Origin of the sequence: Methanocorpusculum vombati, from assembly GCF_026891935.1 — an archaeon.
Classification (GTDB): Archaea; Halobacteriota; Methanomicrobia; order Methanomicrobiales; family Methanocorpusculaceae; genus Methanocorpusculum; species Methanocorpusculum vombati.
Window position 1 is genome coordinate 106,705 of the sequence record NZ_JAPTGC010000003.1, and the last position, 20,128, is coordinate 126,832.

The window sequence follows — 20,128 nt, forward strand, 5'->3', positions numbered from 1 at the left end:
TTTTTTGCAAACGGGTATTGCCATGATGATCACCTCTAAACACTCTTCGATCAAATAACATTATCTATGCAGATGTTTCTTGACGGTTCCGGTCGTGACAGTCTTTCAGGAAGTACCCTTCCGGTCTATAATCCGGCAACAGGAACCGTGATCGATACTGTTCCCGCCGGAAACGCGGACGATGTCGCAGCAGCAGTTGCGGCAGCAGAAACCGCCCGGACAAAGTGGGCAGGAGTCAGTCAGGCGGATAAATCACGCATCCTGATAGCAGCAGGTGCGCTTATCAGGGAGGAAGCAAATACTCTGGCAACACTTCTGACCACGGAACAGGGAAAACCGTTCCGCGAAGCAAAGGACGAAATTCTGGGAACAGCCCACATTTTTGAGTACTACGCATCAATGACCGGAAGCATCAGAGGTGATGCCGCGGTTCTGCCGAAGTACGGATACATGAACGTGGTACGAAAGCCGCTCGGCATCTGCGGGGCAATTGTTCCCTGGAACATGCCCGCAATTATCTTCGGATGGAAAGCGGGTGCGGCTCTTGCCTGCGGAAATGCGGTCGTGGTAAAACCCTCGGAAACAGCACCTCTGACAGTTCTTCGTCTGGCGGAACTTCTGACTGCTGCCGGGGTTCCGGGCGGCGCACTGAACGTCGTTACCGGCAGCGGAGCGGTGGCCGGCAACGCAGTTGTGCGCAACGCAGACATCCGGCATGTATCCTTCACCGGCTCGGTTGCAACGGGGCGGGCGGTGTCTCTTGCGGCAGCACCGACCCTGAAAAAACTCACGCTGGAACTCGGCGGGAACGATGCTTTCATCGTGGCGGCGGATGCAGACCTTGATGCGGCGGTTGCAGGCGCAGTGCGGAACCGGTTCTACAACTGCGGACAGGTCTGCACCTCGGCAAAAAGAATTCTGGTGGATGCGGGCTGTGTCGATGAGTTCGTGAGAAAAGCAAAGGCTGCAATCGAAAAACTTGTCGTCGGCAACGGTCTTGAAAAAGTTAACATGGGACCACTGAACAATCCCGGACAGCGCGATGCAGTTGCATCAGCCGTTGACCGGATTGTACAGGAAGAGTGCGGCAGACTCATCTTCGGAGGAAAAAAACAGGAGGGTCCCGGAAATTTCTACGCGCCGACCCTTCTCTCCGATGTGTCGCCGGACGCGGTATCTGAAGAGATCTTCGGACCGGTCATGCCTGTGATACCGTTTGCAACGCTGGACGAAGCGGTCGAGATTGCAAACAGCACACCCTACGGACTTGGCGCGTCCATCTGGACGAAGAACATAACGACTGCCTGCACGGCAGCAGAACAGATACGATCCGGTGTGGTCTGGGTGAACCGGCATCTGATTCTGCCGCCGGAAATCCCGTTTGGCGGTACCGGAAATTCGGGATATGGACGGGAGAACGGACGCGAGTTCATCTATGAGTACACCGAGCCGAAGAGTATTCTCATCGGCCTCTGATTTTTTGGCAGAAAATTGAAACGGTGGATTTATATTGATATTGCTCTAATGTATTAGAGCACATAGGTGCGTTAGTCCCGGTAGGGTAGAGGATATCCTAGAAGCCTGCGGAGCTTTTGACCTGGGTTCAAGTCCCAGCCGGGACGTAGCTGTTTTTTTTGAATGATTGCATGATACCGATGTTTTGCAACTGACAGACATCTCTAAAAAAATAAAAAAGGTTCAGCTCTGGACAACCGTCCAGTTGCCAAGACCTGTCACGGTCACATAATAATACTGGGTCGAACCGATATCGATCGTTACCGTCTCATCAAACGCCCCGCGTTTGGAAAACACCTGCTCAACCTCGGCGCCGTGCAGGCTAATGTCAAGCGTGAACGTACGGGGGCCGTCAAAGGTCGCGTGGAAGGTTACCGGTCCTTTCTTCATCAGCACGCGGGGAAACTCCTGCGTCCCGTACCCTGCGGCGTTCAGTGTTCCCTCCTCCGTAATCCCGTCAGGAGAAAAGGTCGGCACGGGCGTTGCAGTTGGTACAGGAGTCGGCGCGGGTTCGGCAGGAGTGTCCGGCGAAACACAGCCGGCGGCTGCGACAGACAGTACTGCAACAACCAACAGGAGAACGATCATCGGAAATCTCATGAGAAAACAATTCTCGCTGGATACGGATAATTATTTGGATACCGTCACGGACACAGCCTTGGAAGAAAAGGACAATACAGCAGCAATCAGGCAGAACACCACACCGCAGGAGAACGACAGATGCATGGCCAAAAGAAATGCGTCCAGATTTCCTGCCATCTCGGTGGCGGTACCAAGAAAGATCGAGATAAAACAGGTTGCCAGTCCCATCGAAAGCACCATCCCCATCTGCCGCATCGTACCGATAATACTGTTCGCACTTCCGTACTCCCGGCGCTGTACCGAACCGAGGATCATATTATTGTTCGGCGAAGCAAACAGCGCCACGGCAAAACCCATCAGAACAAGGGTTGCAAGAAGCATCGGAAGGTCCAGCACAGCGCTGAGCTGCAGGAGGGCTGCAAGCCCTCCTGCCATCAGCAGCATACCGGCGGAAGTCAGGTACCGCGGCTCAATGGTATCCGAAATCCGGCCCGCAAGCGGTGAGAAGATCATCTGGGTAAACGGCATGGCAACCAGCACCATCCCGGCCTCCATCGGCGTAAGCATTCCCGCGAACTGTAAATACAGACTCAGAAAGAAACTGATCGCATACGTCGCCCCGAAGTTGATCACCGTTGCAAGGTTGCCCCGGGTAAACACACGGTTGCCGGAGAAGAGCCGCAGCGCAAACACCGGGTACTGCGTACGTTTTTCCACGAGAACAAACAGCGGAAGAACCACCACAACTCCTGCCGCAAGCAGCCCGATCGCCCAGAGTTCCGGCAGATTGATGAGGCCGAACACCAGCGCAGTAATAAGGAGCATATACACAAATGTTCCCGTATAATCATACGGTTCACCTGCATTTTCGCGGATGTCGTGCGAGATGGAAAACCATACCGCCGCAAACGTAAACACCGACAGCACCACAACAAAGTAGAAGATGCTCTCCCATCCAAGCATCTGCGTCAGAACCCCGCCGAGGATCGGCCCTGCGGTGAGTCCGAGAAACACCGCTGACACCGCATACCCGATAACCGCTCCCCGTTTCTGCGGCGGATACACCGCGGAAAGAAGTGCAATCGAGTTGCTCGTAATTGCCGCAACACCGACACCTTCCAGAATTCTGCAGAGAATTAAAACCTCAATCGAAGGGGAATGGGGCGCAAGAACCGAAGATACCGCAAGAAGAAAAATTCCTGTCAGAAATATTTTTTTCCGGCCCACAATATCCGCAACCCGTGCGGCCGGCACCATAAACATCACGGAGCTTATCAGATAGGCCGTGGAAAGCATCGCCAGCGACTCGGCGGTTGCAACATAAGCCGCACCAATAGCAGGAATTGCCACATTCACCATCGAACCGAGAAACGGACTGAGAAACGAAGCAAGGGCTGCGGCGACCAGCACCATACGCATCTCGCGTGTGGTATACTGGTATGCCGCTGTCATAGTTCTTTGTCGGTTGGGAACGGCAATAATGGTTATCTTTTTGCCGGAACCGCAGTCCAGCCGACAACTGCCCCGGCAAAGGACAGTACCGCACCAAGGGCAAACGTCAGGTGCATTGCGGCAACAAGACCGCCGGGATTACTGCCGAGTTCCGCCCCTGCCCCCGTGAAGAGGATGATGCAGCAGGTCGCAGCGGCCATGGAGATGACCATTCCCATCTGCCGCATGGTTGCCAGAATACTGTTTGCACTGCCGCTATCACGGCGGTCTACCGAACCGAGGACGAGATTGGTGTTCGGCGCACCAAACAGCGCAATACCGAACCCGATCACCGCGAGATTGAGAGTAATCGCGGCCGGGTTGTACTCGGTTCCAATGAACCCGAACATTGCCATGCCGATACCGGTTACTACAAGACCCGTGGTCATGAGAACTCTGCCGCCGATCGTATCCGAGAGTTTGCCGGCAACCGGGGAAAATATCATCTGCACCACCGGCATGGCGATCATCACAAAACCTGCTTCCATTGGTGTCAGGGCACCGATTACCTGCAGATACAGGCTCATGAAGAAACTGACCGCAAACGTTGCACCGTAGTTGATCATGGTTGTTATGTTGGCACGGGCAAACACGCGGTTTTCGGTGAAGAGACGGACGGGAAACACCGGATAACGGGTTTTTGCCTCAAAACTGATGAAGATCAGCAGAAGAACCACACCGAAGACGAGACCTGCGACGGCAAGCGGATCGGGCAGATTGATTAAACCAAACATTAGGAAGAGCACCATCACGCCGTAGAGCACCGATCCGCGAAGATCAAACGGCTGGCCGGGCGTGGTAAACAGTTCCGCACGGATCGAGAACCGGACCATCACGGCGGTTGCAAGACAGAGCAGCAGTACAAAGACGTAGATGCTCGGCCAACCGAGAACGGAGGTCAGCGCCCCGCCAATCAGCGGACCTGCGGTCAGGCCCAGATATACGCCCGCAACGGCAATACCGATGGCAGCCCCGCGCCGTGAGGGCGGATACACGATCGAGAGAAGTGCAATTGCGTTACTGATAACACAGGCAAATCCGATGCCTGCCACTACCTGACAGGCGAGCAACATCCCGATGGAGATTGAGAACGGGGCGGTAAACGCGGCAAGAGCGGCGAGGCAGAGACCACCCACGAACACTTTCCGCAGACCGAAGATGTCGGCGAGCCGCGCCGCAGGTACAAGAAACACGACGGAACTTATCAGGTACGCCGTGGAAAGCATGGCAAGTGTTTCTGCGGGGACGGCAAAACTTTCGCCGATGGCAGGAATTGCAATATTCACCATTGAGGTGTAGATGGGGGTTAAAAATGATGCAAGCGTTACCGCAAGAAGAATCACCAAAAGCTTGCGTCCGGTATAGATTTGATTGTTGTCCATCTGATCCCGTTTCCAACTGCACAGCCGCATGTCGCGGAAACTTTTCGTTTTGAAAAGGTTCCCTGGACCCGGCATCCGGTCTTACGGCCAGTGAGAGTGTTTGTATATCGCGGGATGCCCCGTCAGGGAATATGATCAGATGTTGATCCGCGATCGTATTTACTATGGATTACATGCTATAAATACATCAGGATGTTTCCACACCGCGGAGATAATGGGCGGCGGTGACTCCGCCGGACGCGATTTCCCGGATCTGATTCTTGAGTTCTTTTGGATTCTCCCCTTCCAGAGCCGCAGTGTAGAGGGAGATCATTCTGCGCACGTATTCCGGGGATCTGCCGCGGGCGTCAATGGAGATGACGGACACTCCGGAACGGGCGAGTGCTCCGATGTGCTCAATTAAGCAGATTTCTGCGGCGTTCAGGATATGACTGCAACAGTTTGGATCGGTTCTGACCCGGAAGATTCTGTCGGTTGCGTCTTTCAGTGCCCATGACTGGTTGCAGCTCCGGCAGCCGAGTGCGGTTGCGGGAATACAGTTGCGGGTAATCATGACCTCAAGACTTCCCTGCACGATGACCTCGGTCTTCGGCGGGCGGGTGTAGGCGGCAAGGTGTTCTATGAGGGATTTGATCTGTTTTCCGGAAAGTTCCGGCGAGAGACAGATCTGACGGCAGGTTTTGCCGTATACGATTGCCGAGCGGGCGTTGGTGATGTTGAGACCGGAACCTCCGTACTTGGGGATGCCTTTGATCTCTTCTGCGATGCCTGCACCGTCCACCATGATACCTGCGGCGGATGCGGGGAGTTTTGCAAGGGTTTTGGCAAGCTCTTCTTCATGCAGGATTCGCGGGAGTTTGTAGATGACCGGGGTGTCGTAAATTTCCTCGGTGCCTTCATAGACAACCTGCCCGGCACCGGCAGAGTGGGCGGCTTTGGCGGCGACGATGGAGTCGGTGTAAATCTGAATTACCGGTTCGGTCTGTTCGGGAACAGCAGTTCCTTTGGAAACGAACGGCCGGTGCGTCCGGACCGGAGGAGCGGTTACGGCGTCGCTGCATGCGGCAAGGAATCTGCGGCGGAGGTCGTTGATAGCTCCCATGGGAAGGAATTTCGTGCCGTCATAGTTCATGGAGATGCTGCGGATGACAAATGGGGTGCCGCCGGTTTTGCGGATCTGCGCTTCGAGGGCTTCGGCGGTGACGGGGCGGGTCTGCGCATCCTGCAGGGGTGTTTCACTGACAACGGCAGCTCCGTGACCGATGATTGCGAGGTGACCATTTTCGTTTACCCCGACGGTGATATCCAGCGGTATTTTTCCCTGTGGCTGACGGGAAAGGATGGCAGCTGCTTTTCGTTCGGTTTTCATTCTGCGGGTGATCCACAGTTCGCTGCCGACGAGGACTTCCTGCGGTGCGGGAATTTTGTAGGCGTCTCCTTCCGGGAAGAGGTAGGGTTCTTTGTTGAGGGCAAAACCTGTTTCGCGGCCTGCGAGCCGGAAGACGAGGCCGTCTCCGGTGTCAGGGATCGGGCCGTCGATTTTTACGATGACTTTGCCGCGCCGGTCGTCAACGCCGCTGACAACTCCTGCATAGACGCCACGGTTGTCAGGTTTTTTGGTGTTGATGAGCGTTGTGCCGCGATCGCCCATGAGGTAGCCTTTGGTGAATCCCCGGTTGAAGGCGAAAGCGAGATCTTCCATGGTTTCCTGTTCCGGTTCAAAGTCATTCCCTGCGGCAATGGTGTCAAGCGCACGGCGGTAGGCGTCGGTGACGATGGCGACGTATTCAGGGGTTTTCATGCGGCCTTCGATTTTGAGGGCAGCAACGGGGGCGGCGCAGAGTTCTTTGAGGTACGGATAGAGGCAGAGGTCGCGGGGCGAGAGGGGATAGTTTCCCTGAGTGGGGACGATGTCGCCGTCGGCAAGAAGGGTGTAGGGTTTTCTGCACGGCTGGGCACACATGCCCCGGTTGCCGCTCCTTCCGCCGATGACGGAGGAGAGGAGGCACTGGCCGGAGTAGGCGTAGCAGATTGCACCGTGACAGAAGACTTCAAGTTCTATGCCGTATTCTTTGGCAACCCCGCCGATTGCGGCAACGTCTTCGAGAGGGAGTTCACGGGCGAGGACGACACGGGAGATGCCGTGTTCGGCGGCAAACCGGATGCCTGCGGTGTTGTGGATGGTCATCTGGGTGGAAGCGTGAAGCGGCAGGTCGGGAACGACTTCACGGGCAATGCTGAGGATTCCCTGATCCTGTACAAGGACTGCATCAACGCCAGTTTCGGAGAGAAACGTTAGGTACTCGGCGATTCCCGGCAGCTCGTCATCGGTGGCGAGGGTGTTGACGGTGACATAGACTTTGACGCCGTTTGTATGGGCGTAGAGGACGGCCTGGCTGAGTTCGGCGCGGTCAAAGTTTGCGGCGTACCGGCGGGCACCGAAGGCTTTACCTCCGAGGTATACGGCATCGGCTCCTGCGGCAACGGCCGCTTTGAGTGCTTCGGGGGATCCGGCAGGTGCAAGGAGTTCGGGAACAGACGGCATAGGTGTGGGGTAATGTTGGTTGTACAAGAGGTTATAGGTTGAGGAGGAAACGGCGCTGCACCTTTATTCCTGATCATCCCGCGATTCGCACGGCAGACCCGTGCTCGCCGCTTCGCGGGAAAACACCGAACACGCTGAAATTTTCCCCATCACCCTCAGGAATAACGGTGCAAAACGGTAGTTCCGCGTATTTGATAATCCTCCGCACCAAATCAGTCAGGTACAATGGCAGACGTAGTTTTAATCTCCGGCAGTCCCCGTGCGAACGGAAACACCGAATACCTCCTCAACGTATGCAAAGAAGCAATCGAATCCGCCGGCCTCACCGCAAAAGTACTCACCCTCCGGGGAACCCCGATCCAGTCCTGTATCGCCTGCGGACAGTGCGGAAAACTGGGCCGATGCGCATTAAACGACGGACTCAATGATATGCTGCCCGACATCCGCGAAGCAGACGGCTTCATCGTCGGCGCCCCCGTATACTTCGGAACCGCCCGCGGCGACGTAATGAACCTCCTGCAGCGTGTCGGTATGGTTTCGCGTGCAAACGGCGGCTGGATGTCCGGCAAAGTCGGTGGCCCGGTCGTAGTAGCACGGCGCGGTGGTCAGACCGCAACATTACAGGAAATGCTGATGATGTACTTCATCTGCGGCATGACCGTCCCCGGCTCAACCTACTGGAACATTGCCTTTGGTCAGGCCCCCGGAACCGTTGCCGAAGACGAAGAAGGTATTGCAACCATGCGGACGTTTGCGGAGAACGTCGCATCTCTGATTCAGAAAATTCGCGGATAACCCCGCAGAAAAATATCCGCACCGCACCCGCGGGAACAGTATGTACGTAATAGAAAACAGAAAAAAAAGTCCGCGGGGTTTACCACCCCCCAGTACCTGCGCCGGGATCCCGGACTACTTCGTAAAATCCAGCCGGCTCCACCACTTCCCGGCCGGCTTCGCCGCCGACTTTTCCCCGGCCTCGCGGCTCTCCTCCAGATTAAGCATATGATGCATCACCCGCACCTCCTTTTTCACCTCATCCATACTGCGCAGAAGCATATCCACATTCTTCTGCATCCGCACAAACTCCTTGAAATCCCGTTTTGGCGCAGGCGGCATCTCCCCCTTCTGCTCCGCCAGAAACAGTCCCGACTCAATCAGCCGGAGCACCGCCTCATTGCGGTCAATGTCCTGTTTCTTCGCAAACAGATCGATACGCTCCGAAAGTTCGGGATCCAGCGTGAATGATAACCTGAGTGCCATCTCTACTCTTTAGATAGGTGCCAGTCCCTGATGTAGTTAACCGTTGTGAGGACGTTACTCTGCGATGCTGCAGTGTTGCTCACGCTGCCGGAACACAGCCCGTTGCGAGCGCAAGAATCTGCTCCACATCCAGGCACCCCTCCAGATGCCGGGCAAGGACTGCATACGGATCGCCCGCTTCGCTCACCGGCGTATAGGCAACCTTCTTCTGCTCCGCAAGATATCCTACCAGCGCATCAACCATCCCAGCGTTTGCAAACAGCCCGTGCATATACGTCCCGAAGATAAGCCCGCCCGCATCAACCGCTCCTTCATCCGCAAACGCCGTCCTGCCGGAAACCGTACTCAGTCCCGAATGAATCTCATACCCTGCCGCATCCTTCACCCGTGAAAGAACCGGCCCGAACCCGGACGACTCCCGCCTCACTTGCCGCGTAACCTTATCGTAACGATCAAACCGCGTCGTAACCGGCAAAAGTCCGAGACCCGCATACTCCGCAACCACATCCCCCTCAATCGCATTATCAATGATCGATTCGCCCAGCATCTGATACCCCCCGCAGACACCGATCACCGGCCGGTTCGTCTTCGCATACGCCCGCACCTGCTCTGCCGCCCCGGACGACCAGAGACACGCAAGATCACGCACCGTATTCTTCGTACCCGGAAGAATTACCGCATCGTAGGAATCAAGCTCCGTCCCCGGCAGTACATACTCAACCGACGCAGCCTCCTCAAGCAGCGAAAAATCCGTAAAATTTGCAATGTGCGGATAACGGATAACTGCAACCCGCACCTCCCGCACGGCCGGGACCTTATCACCGAGCGACAGCGAATCCTCCTCAGGAATCCCAAGCTTCAGCCAGGGCACCACCCCCAGAACCGGAACTCCCGTCAGCTCCTCAAGGATTCTTCTGCCTGACGCAAACAGCTCCGCATCCCCGCGGAACTTGTTGACCACAATTCCCTTCACCAGTGGTCGCACATCATCCGGCAGAAGTGCAATTGTACCATATACCTGCGCAAACACCCCGCCCCGTTCAATATCCGCAACAAGAATAATCGGAATCCTCAGCCGTTTTGCCAGCTGAATATTTGCAATATCGCGATCGTAGAGATTCACCTCGGCAGCACCCCCTGCCCCCTCCACGATAATATTTGTGTACTCGGTCTTCAGCCGGTCATAGGCTGCAACCGCCTCGTTCAGCAGAAACTCCGTCTCCTGATAATAGTCCCCGATCTTCGTATCCTTCCAGGGTTTACCGAGCAGTACAACCTGAGAAACCGAATTACCCTTTGGTTTGAGAAGAACCGGATTCATCTCCGCAACCGGCCGTGCCCGTGCAGCAAACGCCTGCGTTGCCTGGGCGATACCTATCTCTGCTCCCTCTTCAGTGATATAGGAGTTCAGGCTCATATTCTGCGCCTTAAACGGTGCAACCGGAATACCGCGATCGCTCAGTATCCGGCAGATACCGGCAGTAATGGAACTTTTCCCCGCATGAGAAGAAGTCCCGAGGACCATCAGAGACATGAAGTACCCGTATTGTTGTGTGGTAAAATAAGAATTGGGATTTGTGGTATCGACAGATTCCACCGGAATTATAAAGAAATCATCCGGATGGAAACCGGACGGCGGACAATTCCCTCAAAACTTTTGGCAACAATAAACTTCATTCCTTTCTCCGCCGAGATATCCACAAACCGCTGGTTCACCGTCTCATCAATGATAATACCGGCCAGATCTCCTTTCAGTTTCGGCAGAATATCACGTATCTCGGACAGCGAGTAGTCCCCGTAGATTGTTCCCTCACCGGTCAGCACCCGTGCCCGGCCAGTCTGGCGCATCCAATCGGCGTGTTCACTGATCGTCCGCGGCTCAGCAACCAGAACCGGCTGCTGTGTTTCTGCTGCTGCGGCAGTCTGCAGTGTCCCGGCCTCGGTGCGTTCCACCAGACCGGTAATGGTTGCAACCGCCGCAAGCGGAACCTCCTCCCCCTCCTTCGCCTCGGGAACCTCCGGTTCCGGAACCGGAATCACTGTGGATTTTCGGGTCCTTGTAGCCTTTACTGGTGCGGGAACCGGTATCTGCACCGGTTCGGGTACCGGCTCCGGTACTACTGAACCTCCCTCCGGAACAACTGCGGGAGCCGGTACTGCCGGCTCATCCAAAGGGACCGGTACCGGGATTACTGCTTCCGTCTCTACCGTAACCGTCTCCGCAGCCGCATCAGCGTGATTCAGCTCCTGCACCAGTTCCGCAATCTCTCCATCACGCATAATCTGCGCACGCAGAACATCTGCCGGAATCTTGTTCCGCAGGCATTTCACGATCTCCTTGCGGGACATATCCTCCACGCTTCTTCCGCGGGGAGAAAACGCCACATAATCAATATCTGCAACCTGCAGCAGCTCGCGGAGAATCAGATCTCCTCCCCGATCGCCGTCCACAAACACCGTGGCATTCTTTTTGACGCTGAGGTCTGCAACAATCTGGGGAACCTTCGTTCCCTCCACAGCAACAGTATTTTTGATACCGCACTTCAGCAGATTCAGAACATCCGCCCGTCCCTCAACAATAATAATGGCATCCGAATCCAGAACATTCGGACCGGCCGGAAGCCGCTCCTCGCCGACGGACGAAACCTTTTCCACGCGGATTGACTCACGGACTTCTGCGAGGATCTCGTTTGTTGAGATTCCCACATCATCAAAGGATTCAAGCAGCAACTCCTTTGCCCGGTCCACAATCTGCCGCCGCTTGATCGCCCGCAGGTCTTCGATTCCCTGCACTTTGATCATCGATACGCAGGGACCGACCCGCTCGATGGTCTCCAGAGATGCCGCAAGAATAGCCGTCTCCGCACGATCCAGAGAGGATGCGATGTAGAGTTCCCCGGATGTCTTTCCGTGTTTGCTGGTTATCTGCACATCAATGCGGCCGACTCTGCCGCTTCGCTGCAGGTCGCGCAAATCCAGATCTTCGCCTAATAATCCTTCGGTTTGGCCGAAAATAGCCCCGACTACGTCGGGTTTTTCGACCACCCCCTCTGTCTCGATATGAATATGAATAAGATACTTTGTAGTGTCAGGTGAGTACATGTAAGAAAGCCTCCATGGTTGGAATGGGTAATGTAATAGGTAACCATAGATAGATACCATATGTACTCTTTACGTTTATAAACTAACCGACCACAAAGTTTTAGGTATGGAAAAGGGGTTATCTCTGTATCGACGGGGCAGTTTTCGTAGATCGGGAGATTACCTTCTTATCAGAGTTGCGAATAATTTCAAGGGTAACCTCAGCATTTTCGGTGATTATTTGGTTCTTCAGGTCTAGCCATGCCCATTCCCCTGCCATCCATTCATAACCTCTAACTCCGGTCCCGCCAAGTGTCTCTACCCCATAATGATGAGTGGGAATGAATTCACTCCCCTGAAGTGTATTAATAATGATGTGCCGTTTGATTCCATTCACGTAGATTACGGCAGAATGGTCTGAAAGAATGATGGGATCGTACTCTTTGACCACATAGGAAAATCTGCCGTTTTTTCTCTCCACCACTGGCTTCTCCTCCCTTCCTTTATGGACAAGATAGAGACGACCAGCCAAGGTAATCTCTTTCTGTTCATTTTCGTGATGTATCTCTTGTATTGCGATAATTTCCGGAACCGGCTCATACGTGTCCATGGAAAAATTGATCATACCCATGCACAGCAGAAGAAGGATTGCAGCAATGAGTACAGTAAGCAGGACAAGAAGCACGGTTGCAATTGAGGGGGAAACTGCGCAATCCCGTCGCATCATAATACATGAAACTACTTATTTCATATCACATATTGTTTACGGTGACCGGATTGGTTTGCACTGACGGCTACCGTGGAGAGAAGAAGCGTGTCCCCCGTCGTTAACCGAGTCCATGCATCGGTGGCTGCTGCCGTCCCTTATGGATCTTTGACCGGACGGGGGGTGCCTGTAGCATGCCGTGTTGTCCCGTGGATCATCCGCCGCGACCGCGTATTCGTCACCCGGGGGCCTAACACATGCCGTATATCAGCACACCTCACTATACGGTCTCAACTGCAATAAATCCCGCACACCGGAAAAAAGAGGGGTCAGTGAGAATGGCAGACCACTGACAGCCGTTGGATTATTCGTCGTGACAGTGACAGTGTCTGTGGTGGTGCTCTTCTCCGTTGTGGCATCCGCAGGAACCGTTTCCGTGGTGATGATGATGGTGCTCACCATTTCCGTGATGATGACCGCAGTCCTCCTCACCCCGCGTGCAGGAGCTTTCTCCGGTGACGAGTGTGCCTGCCGCATACGCCGCTGCCGCTGCATCCACATCTCCCGACACCCCGCGTACAACCGTTATTTGACTCTCCGCAAAGAGTGCCAGTGCCCGCTGCCCGATACCTCCGGCAAGGACCGTGGTAATTCCCGCCTCTGCAAGAAGAACCGGCAATTTTCCCGGTTCATGATCGGGGTTTTCCAGATCCTCCAGCCGGGCTGCGTTCCCGTTCTCTATCTGAAAGACCGCGTAACTCTCGCAGTGGCCGAAGTGCGGAGAAACCAGCCCGCCGTCCCGGGCAATGGCAATCTTTTCCGTGTTGGAAGTTTCTGTTAATGTCATATATTACTCATATGCGCGAAAATATATAATTATTTCTATATTATTCAGGATAGACCCTCCCCTTCCACAGCAAAAAAAGAAAAGAGCTCAGGATTTTCCGGATCCTGCCAGCCAGAGCGGCCTGCCTTTGGCAAACTCGCCCCGGTACCAGACTGCCGTACCGCCGACGATCGTCGTCTCCGGAAACAGCCCGTTCATACCCTCATACGGCGTCCATCCGCATTTACTGTGCAGACTCTCCGCAGAAATTTTCACCGGCATATCCGCATATACCGCAAGATCCGCACGGCTGCCGACTGCAACTGCCGGTGCCGTCAGCCCGAAGATCCGGTACGGCCTGGTCACCGTCTTTTCCAGAACCGCAGCAAGAGAAATTCTTCCCAAAAAGACCTCATTCATCAGAAGCGGCAGCATCGTCTCAACACCCGGAACCCCGGACGGTGCCGACGCAAAATCCTGTGCCTTCTCCGGGTTCGTATGCGGTGCATGATCCGATGCAATCACCGGAATTGCCGCAAACATCCGCCACAGATCCATTCGCTCCGCCTTCGTCCGCAGCGGCGGGTTCATCCGGAACCGTGTATCGGCACAATCGTGTTCTTCCCACGAAAGAAACAGATGATGCGGCGCAACCTCAAACGTATTCCCCGGCCGCATCATCACGCGGGCAATCGACGCCGTCCCGCTCATGTGACAGTAATGCAGCCGTGCCCCCGCAGGAGCAAGGGAGTTCACCAGATCTACCGTAGCCGCCTCGCCGGAGACGGGACGCGCCGCAGCATGCCCGGCAAGCGTATGCACCTCGCCCGGCTTCACCTCCTCTGCATGCACAGTGGTAAGCGCCCCCTGACGCGCAAGGGTGGTCAGGGCCGAACGGATAACCTCCGGCGTCAGGGCAGAACCATAGCTGGACGGCGCTGCAAACATCTCGCCGAACGCAAGAGCACCCGCACGGTACAGCCCCGGCAGATCCGCAGACTCCGTCACCGACCCGTTGACGGCATAGTGACAGAAACTCTCCTCCTTTGCCCGCTGCACCCGTGCAGTAAAATTCTCCACGGTCTCCATCGGCGGAACCGTATTCGGCTGATCCACCACCGCCGCAACACCGCCTGCAACCGCTGCCTGTGTCCCGGTCGCCCAGTCCTCCTTTGCTGCCTGCGGTCCGTCCCGCATATGGACATGCACATCAATCGCTGCCGGAACACAGAGACGACCGCGGCAGTCGATCACCTGTCCGGCAGGACCGGAACTGCCGATATGCGTAATAACACCGTCTGTGATACTGATGTCCGCAACCCTGCCGTCCGGCAGGGTTGCGGATTTCAGAACCAGATCCGTCATCTCAGCAGACCCGCGGAACCGGATCACCCATCGGCGGCTCGATAAACCGCTCACCGCCGATACGCGTCCGCATCACCACGCCCGAGCCTTCCACGACCTCACCAATAACGGCCGCATTCTTTCCGAGCGGATGACTGCGCAGAGCCGCAAGCACCGCGTCCGCAGCCTCTGCCGCGATGCCCATCACACACTTACCCTCGTTTGCCACCTGCAGAGGATCAATTCCGAGAAGTCCGCCGGCTGACGCAACACTCTCGCGGATCGGCACCGATTCCTGATCCACCACTACCTTCACCCCGGCTTTGCGTGCCATCTCATTGATGCATGCCGCAAACCCGCCGCGGGTGGGATCCTTCATCGCATGGACTGCACCTTTCGGCGCTGCCCGGACCGCTCCGGCAATCATCGTATAGAGCGGCGCCACATCCGACTTCAGCTGATCGCCAAGATCAAAGCCCTCGCGGTGTGCAACAATCGCCAGTCCGTGATCTCCGAGCGTACCGGAAACAATGATCTTGTCGCCCGGTGCAAGCGCCTTGTCCCGGATCAGATACGAATCCTCATCGACAACACCGACCCCCGCCGTATTGATCACAATGCCGTCAAGGCTTCCCTTCTCCACAACTTTGGTATCACCGGTAATAATTGCAGCTCCGGCCTCACCGAGCGCCTCATCCATCGATGCCACGATCTTCTCAAGATCGGCGATGGGGAATCCTTCCTCAATCACCATTGCACAGGTTAACGCAACCGGCCGTGCGCCCATCACCGAGAGATCATTAATCGTTCCCGACACCGCAACCCGGCCGATATCGCCGCCCGGGAAAAAGATCGGCTTTACCACATGTGAGTCGGTCGTGAGAACGATCGTCTTTCCCCCGATCTCAAAGGTTGAACCATCGTCCAGCGACTCAAGACCGATCCCTCCTGCATTATTGTGTTTGAACGCGGTCAGCGTCACAAGAAGTTCTCCCATGACCTCGCCGCCCGCACCGTGCATCATATTGACTTCTGTATCCTTCTTCATCTTACTCCTCCGTATCAATCTCAATATTTTTCACTAAAATCTCGCGTCCCTGTACCAGATGCGGCAGTTTCCCGCAGTTCGGGCACACAAAAATCTCAGGGCCTGCATAGCCGCACTCACACTCGGCAATCGGCGGTACCGTAGTGAACACCAGTTTCGTCTCCGAAAACATGGGATCCTCGGTGACAAACGTTCCGAACATGAACTCCACCTGATCCGGGTTCACCATCGCCATCGATCCGACATCCACGTAGATAGTCCGGACCTTCACCGCACCATTGTCTTCGGCTGCACGTTTGGAGGTCGCATATATGTCATATGCGATTCCGGACTCATGCATGATTCTCTGGCCCCTCTTCCATTGCCTTATAGACTTCCTTGAAAAGTTCGCGGGTCTCCAGCCCCTCCTCACGGGAAAGACGCTGAATGGCAAAGCCTACGTGGACCAGCACAAACTCGCCGACCGCAACATCAACGAGATCGATTCTGACCTCCTGCTGAAGATCCCCGTAATCAACGAGCGCCACATTTCCATCGCGTATTTCAAGTATTTCTGCGGGAACTGCTATGCACATATATGGGTATATTGGTGAGGGAGAGTGATAAAGACAACGAAAAGAGATATACGCCGAGAGGGAGATTTGAACTCCCGAGGTGTTACCACCAGAGGCTTTCAAGGCCACCGCCTTTCCGGACTAGACTATCTCGGCATCAAAGTCCACACATAATATGCATGCTGCCTAAAAAAAGATTTGTGTTGGCTTATCTCCGGGAAAGGATGAGGGCAGCCGCTCCCAGAATACCAAGTACCGGCACAACAGCACCAACCGGGCTCTGGGTTGCGGAGGGACCTGCACCGGTACCGAAGCTGTCGGAAAGTTTGGGATCCTCGGCAAAGGAAACCACATTCTTTGCAGTAAGATAGACCGTTCCGCTTACACCTTCCTTGGTCGGATAGACTTTCAGGTGGACGGTTGCATCGCTTGCCGTGATGGTGATGGTCTCATCGGAGTTTTCATCCTTGTTGTTTACACGGGTGACCGACCCGCCGTTGACGGTGTACTCAATCGTCCAGTCGGTTCCGCGGAATGCAGTGATGGTTGCATCTCCGGTTCCGGTTTTCACCGCAAAGTATGCCGGCTTGTCAGATGATACTTCTGCATTTGCGGTCAGCGTCTTTCCGGCAGAAGTCGGGGTTGCGGTAGTGGTCGCAGAAGTGGTTGCGCTTCCGCTCATCAGCGTGTAGGTCAGAAGACCAATGTAGCCGTCTTTATCCTTGACAACGACCTGATAGACACCGGCACCCGTTGCCGGAAGCTTCTCGGAGAACTGGCCGTTTTCATCAGTTCCAACCCAGGTCGGGCCGTACACAACACGGCCGTCGGTGGTGGTTCCCTCATACATCGTCAGCTCCACACCTCTGCCGCCGGTTGCACTTGCTTTGCCGGAAACCTGCACCTCCTCGGTTGAGTACTGGACTCTGGGCGCGGTACTGGTCAGCTCTCCGGTCCGGTCAACGAGCTGGACGGTAAACCAGTTGCGTTTGCTGCCGAACGGGTAGTCTTTTGGTTCCTGAACGGTTACGGTGTACATCCCGCCGGCCAGTTCCCAAGTCTCAAAGGTAGTTCCGAAATGTCCGTCAGACTGAATAATAACTGATTTTGATTCAATAGAATTTCCACCGGATTTTGCGAGCACAATACGCATGGTGGCTCCGGCAGGGATATTGTCGGTTACACAATCAACAACAATCTGGGATCCCACTCCCATTTTTAACGTGGCGGTCTGACTGTCCGGCGTGATGAAGTCAAATGAGTATGCCGATACAGCTCCTGCAAAAGCCAGCAGGACAAGCAGACCGGCAGCGAGAAGGAGGATTCCTGTTTTTCTCGTACCGTTGTTCATAATCTACTTAGTTATTTTCTTTATAGATAGGCTTTGCCGTTGGGAACCAAACTAAGATAATGCCAGCAGTACCATGAGATAAGAGTCATGTCAGCACCAATAAAACCGCTTGCATCCTGGAAAGGGCAGGACAGATATTTTGGCGAAGTTCTGCCGTCCCTGACCGGTATTTTTCTTTCCGGCGGATGCAGCTGGAACCGCTGCCGAATGTGCGGCTACAAAAACGACCGGAACACCTGCGGCTCGCGTGAAGAACTCATCGCGCATATGAATGCCCAGATTTCCTGGATCGCGGAGAACTACGCTTCTGACGAGTACGGACTTGGCAAGATCTTTACCTCCGGCAGCGTGTTTGACCCTGTCGAAGTCCCCCGTGAGATACTGGACTCCTTTGGGCATCTGTTTGCCGGAAAACCCGTAATTGCCGAATCGCGCGCCGAATATGTGACCGAGGATGCCCTTTCACGGTTCCTGTCCACTCTGGATCAGGGACAACCCCATCCGCTGACCGTAGCCATGGGTCTGGAAACCACGAACGACGCCATTCGGGAAAAGTCGATTGACAAGGGATTTTCCTTTGCAGACTTTATCCGCGCCGCAGACATCTGTCATGCCGCGGGTGTCGGCGTGAAAGCGTATCTGATGATGAAACCGCTGTTCTTAACCGAGCGGGAAGCAATGGAGGATATGCAGAAATCCATTGCCGAGACTGCACCGTATGCGGATATGATCTCCATGAACCTGTGTACTGTCCAGGGAAGAACCGAGCTTGAACAGTACTGGCAGCGGGGATCGTTCCGCCCTCCGTATCTGTGGTCCGCGGTGAAGGTACTGCTGGACGCTGACACCAGCGTCGCCTGCGACCCGGTCGGCGGCGGATTCCGCCGCGGACCGCACAACTGCGGCACGTGCGACAAAGAGATTGTCGCCGCCATTAATGAGTACTCCCTCACCGCCGACAAGAGCGTTCTTCAGGCGGTTTGGGACGCGGGATGTTCCTGCAAAAAAGAATGGGAGTATGTTCTTGACAACGAAACGTCGTGGAACATGCCCCTAACCGAATAATTTTTTTTTCTTACGCCGACAGTTCCCGCAGCTCGGCGAGCAGCAGCGGCATAAACGTTCCCGCATCACTGACCATACCAATTGCCTGCGACGTCCCGCGGTCCATCAGCTTCGTCACCGACGCAGGATTAATATCCACACAGATCGTCTTCACATGCGAAGGAAGCAGATTCCCGACCGCAACAGAATGCAGAAGCGTTGCAACCATTAAAACCATGCCGAGTTCGGGGATATGTTTTCGCATGGCATCCTGTGCTTCGATAACATTCTGGATCACATCCGGCATCGGCCCGTCATCGCGGATGGACCCGGCAAGAACAAACGGCACATGATTCTTAATACACTCATACATAATACCGCTCTTCACGAGTCCGGTCTGCACCGCGGCATAGATTGATCCTGCATCCATGATCTTGTTGATCGTGTAAAGGTGATGACGGTGCCCGCCACTGACAAGTTCTCCGGTACGCAGATCCATCCCCAACGACGTCCCGAAGATACTGTACTCAAGATCATGTGTCGCAAGTGCGTTCCCGGCGAACAGCACATCGATGTACCCCTCGCGGATCATAGCCGCAACCGCATCTGCGGCGCCGGTATGAATAATTGCCGGACCCCCGACCAGCGCAACTTTTCTGCCGGACTCTTTGATCTGCAGAAGCTCCTTTGCAATCTGGCGGATCATCGTCTTGCTCGGCCGTTCGGAGGAAACATCTCCGCCCATAAACTCGAAAACACCGATCTCACGCGGACGCTCCGGGAAATCCACCCTGACCCCCTCCTCACCGACCACCACGAAATCGCCGGGAAGAAGTTTACCCTGCACCGCACAGGTCGCGGTATGACTCTTCGTATCAACACGGATCAGGGCGTCCATCTTCATATTGTCTACCGGAATCCACTCGCCTTCGTAGTGAATATAGGTCGGATGATTGGTAGTGGAGTAAAAACCCTCCGGCGCAACCTTTGCCTTGATGACATTCTGAAGTGTTACCTCCGCTTCGCCCGTGACCAGAACACCAAGCCTGCGCAGCTCACTGATGATCTGGGTGAGCTGTTCAGGTGTCTCTGCGGAGATCTGCATGCGTGCGTAACTCGGGTCGGTCTTCTGCCTGCCGAGGTTGAACTCCTCGGTCTCGAAATCTCCGTTGTACTCAACAACGCAGTCCATGACTTTGGCAAGAATTCCTGAGTCAACGATGTGGCCCCTTAGTTCGATCTCCCGCGAGAATTTCATGAATATATATGGAACGTAAAACGAGATGAATATCTCCCCCTCCGCCGGTCCACCAGTTTTCTTTTCTTCTTTGTGTCCCGCGCACAATCGTTGCAGAAAGTATATATGTTTTTATTATCCGGCAATTTTTATTCTGCATCT

General features: G+C 55.0%; 18 protein-coding genes and 2 tRNA genes. 4 read left to right on the plus strand and 16 right to left on the minus strand.

Annotated elements, in window-relative coordinates:
- The first annotated feature begins 66 nt into the window (after positions 1 to 66).
- Both O0S09_RS03000 and O0S09_RS03005 read left to right on the plus strand, forming a co-directional pair.
- Positions 67 to 1,476 (plus strand): aldehyde dehydrogenase family protein, encoded by a 1,410-nt coding sequence (locus tag O0S09_RS03000; RefSeq protein ID WP_268922447.1) that lies wholly within the window; start codon positions 67 to 69, stop codon positions 1,474 to 1,476.
- Between the two features lie 74 nt (positions 1,477 to 1,550).
- A tRNA-Arg gene (locus O0S09_RS03005) sits at positions 1,551 to 1,622 on the plus strand.
- Between the two features lie 76 nt (positions 1,623 to 1,698).
- Here the strand turns inward: O0S09_RS03005 and O0S09_RS03010 are convergent.
- The 4 genes from O0S09_RS03010 to O0S09_RS03025 all read right to left on the minus strand — a co-directional run bounded on the left by O0S09_RS03010 (position 1,699) and on the right by O0S09_RS03025 (position 7,515).
- On the minus strand, positions 1,699 to 2,115 hold the full coding sequence (locus O0S09_RS03010; protein WP_268922449.1) for a hypothetical protein: 417 nt from the start codon (positions 2,113 to 2,115) through the stop codon (positions 1,699 to 1,701).
- 30 nt (positions 2,116 to 2,145) lie between these two features.
- Positions 2,146 to 3,549, minus strand: a complete 1,404-nt coding sequence (locus O0S09_RS03015; RefSeq protein WP_268922450.1) for an MFS transporter — start codon at positions 3,547 to 3,549, stop codon at positions 2,146 to 2,148.
- Positions 3,550 to 3,581: 32 nt separating this feature from the next.
- Entirely contained in the window at positions 3,582 to 4,970 is a 1,389-nt protein-coding gene (locus O0S09_RS03020) for an MFS transporter (RefSeq protein WP_268922451.1), read from the minus strand.
- A 187-nt stretch (positions 4,971 to 5,157) separates the two neighbouring features.
- Complete coding sequence (locus O0S09_RS03025) at positions 5,158 to 7,515, minus strand: U32 family peptidase (protein ID WP_268922453.1); 2,358 nt, start codon at positions 7,513 to 7,515, stop codon at positions 5,158 to 5,160.
- Positions 7,516 to 7,740: 225 nt separating this feature from the next.
- Between O0S09_RS03025 and O0S09_RS03030 the strand changes: the two genes are divergently transcribed.
- A complete protein-coding gene (locus O0S09_RS03030) occupies positions 7,741 to 8,310 on the plus strand; it encodes a flavodoxin family protein (RefSeq protein WP_268922454.1) in 570 nt (189 codons plus the stop codon).
- Between the two features lie 114 nt (positions 8,311 to 8,424).
- Here the strand turns inward: O0S09_RS03030 and O0S09_RS03035 are convergent, their stop codons facing one another.
- The 11 genes from O0S09_RS03035 to O0S09_RS03085 all read right to left on the minus strand — a co-directional run bounded on the left by O0S09_RS03035 (position 8,425) and on the right by O0S09_RS03085 (position 17,685).
- Positions 8,425 to 8,775, minus strand: coding sequence for a type II secretion system protein E (locus O0S09_RS03035; RefSeq protein WP_268922455.1), 351 nt, complete (start codon positions 8,773 to 8,775; stop codon positions 8,425 to 8,427).
- Positions 8,776 to 8,854: 79 nt separating this feature from the next.
- Complete coding sequence (locus tag O0S09_RS03040; RefSeq protein WP_268922456.1) at positions 8,855 to 10,309, minus strand: cobyric acid synthase; 1,455 nt, start codon at positions 10,307 to 10,309, stop codon at positions 8,855 to 8,857.
- A gap of 68 nt (positions 10,310 to 10,377) precedes the next feature.
- On the minus strand, positions 10,378 to 11,877 hold the full coding sequence (gene dnaG, locus O0S09_RS03045) for a DNA primase DnaG (protein WP_268922457.1): 1,500 nt from the start codon (positions 11,875 to 11,877) through the stop codon (positions 10,378 to 10,380).
- 118 nt (positions 11,878 to 11,995) lie between these two features.
- Positions 11,996 to 12,541 carry a hypothetical protein gene (locus O0S09_RS03050; protein ID WP_268922458.1) on the minus strand — a complete coding sequence of 182 codons (546 nt, stop codon included), beginning with the start codon at positions 12,539 to 12,541 and terminating at the stop codon, positions 11,996 to 11,998.
- Between the two features lie 385 nt (positions 12,542 to 12,926).
- Entirely contained in the window at positions 12,927 to 13,409 is a 483-nt protein-coding gene (locus O0S09_RS03055; RefSeq protein WP_268922460.1) for a NifB/NifX family molybdenum-iron cluster-binding protein, read from the minus strand.
- 87 nt (positions 13,410 to 13,496) lie between these two features.
- Entirely contained in the window at positions 13,497 to 14,753 is a 1,257-nt protein-coding gene (gene pyrC, locus O0S09_RS03060) for a dihydroorotase (protein ID WP_268922461.1), read from the minus strand.
- A gap of 1 nt (position 14,754) precedes the next feature.
- Positions 14,755 to 15,780, minus strand: coding sequence for a hydrogenase expression/formation protein HypE (hypE, locus tag O0S09_RS03065; protein WP_268922462.1), 1,026 nt, complete (start codon positions 15,778 to 15,780; stop codon positions 14,755 to 14,757).
- Position 15,781: 1 nt separating this feature from the next.
- A complete protein-coding gene (locus O0S09_RS03070) occupies positions 15,782 to 16,120 on the minus strand; it encodes a hydrogenase maturation nickel metallochaperone HypA/HybF (protein ID WP_268922463.1) in 339 nt (112 codons plus the stop codon).
- A complete protein-coding gene (locus O0S09_RS03075) occupies positions 16,113 to 16,355 on the minus strand; it encodes a HypC/HybG/HupF family hydrogenase formation chaperone (RefSeq protein WP_268922465.1) in 243 nt (80 codons plus the stop codon). Before O0S09_RS03075 ends, O0S09_RS03070 begins: the two co-directional genes overlap by 8 nt.
- A gap of 51 nt (positions 16,356 to 16,406) precedes the next feature.
- Positions 16,407 to 16,490, minus strand: a tRNA-Ser gene (locus tag O0S09_RS03080).
- Positions 16,491 to 16,542: 52 nt separating this feature from the next.
- Positions 16,543 to 17,685 carry a hypothetical protein gene (locus tag O0S09_RS03085; RefSeq protein ID WP_268922466.1) on the minus strand — a complete coding sequence of 381 codons (1,143 nt, stop codon included), beginning with the start codon at positions 17,683 to 17,685 and terminating at the stop codon, positions 16,543 to 16,545.
- Between the two features lie 87 nt (positions 17,686 to 17,772).
- On the opposite strand from O0S09_RS03085, the gene O0S09_RS03090 reads away from it, so the two are divergent.
- Complete coding sequence (locus O0S09_RS03090; RefSeq protein ID WP_268922467.1) at positions 17,773 to 18,750, plus strand: archaeosine biosynthesis radical SAM protein RaSEA; 978 nt, start codon at positions 17,773 to 17,775, stop codon at positions 18,748 to 18,750.
- 10 nt (positions 18,751 to 18,760) lie between these two features.
- Here the strand turns inward: O0S09_RS03090 and O0S09_RS03095 are convergent, their stop codons facing one another.
- Positions 18,761 to 19,987, minus strand: coding sequence for an ornithine cyclodeaminase, nickel-pincer nucleotide-dependent (locus tag O0S09_RS03095; protein WP_268922468.1), 1,227 nt, complete (start codon positions 19,985 to 19,987; stop codon positions 18,761 to 18,763).
- Positions 19,988 to 20,128 lie beyond the last annotated feature (141 nt).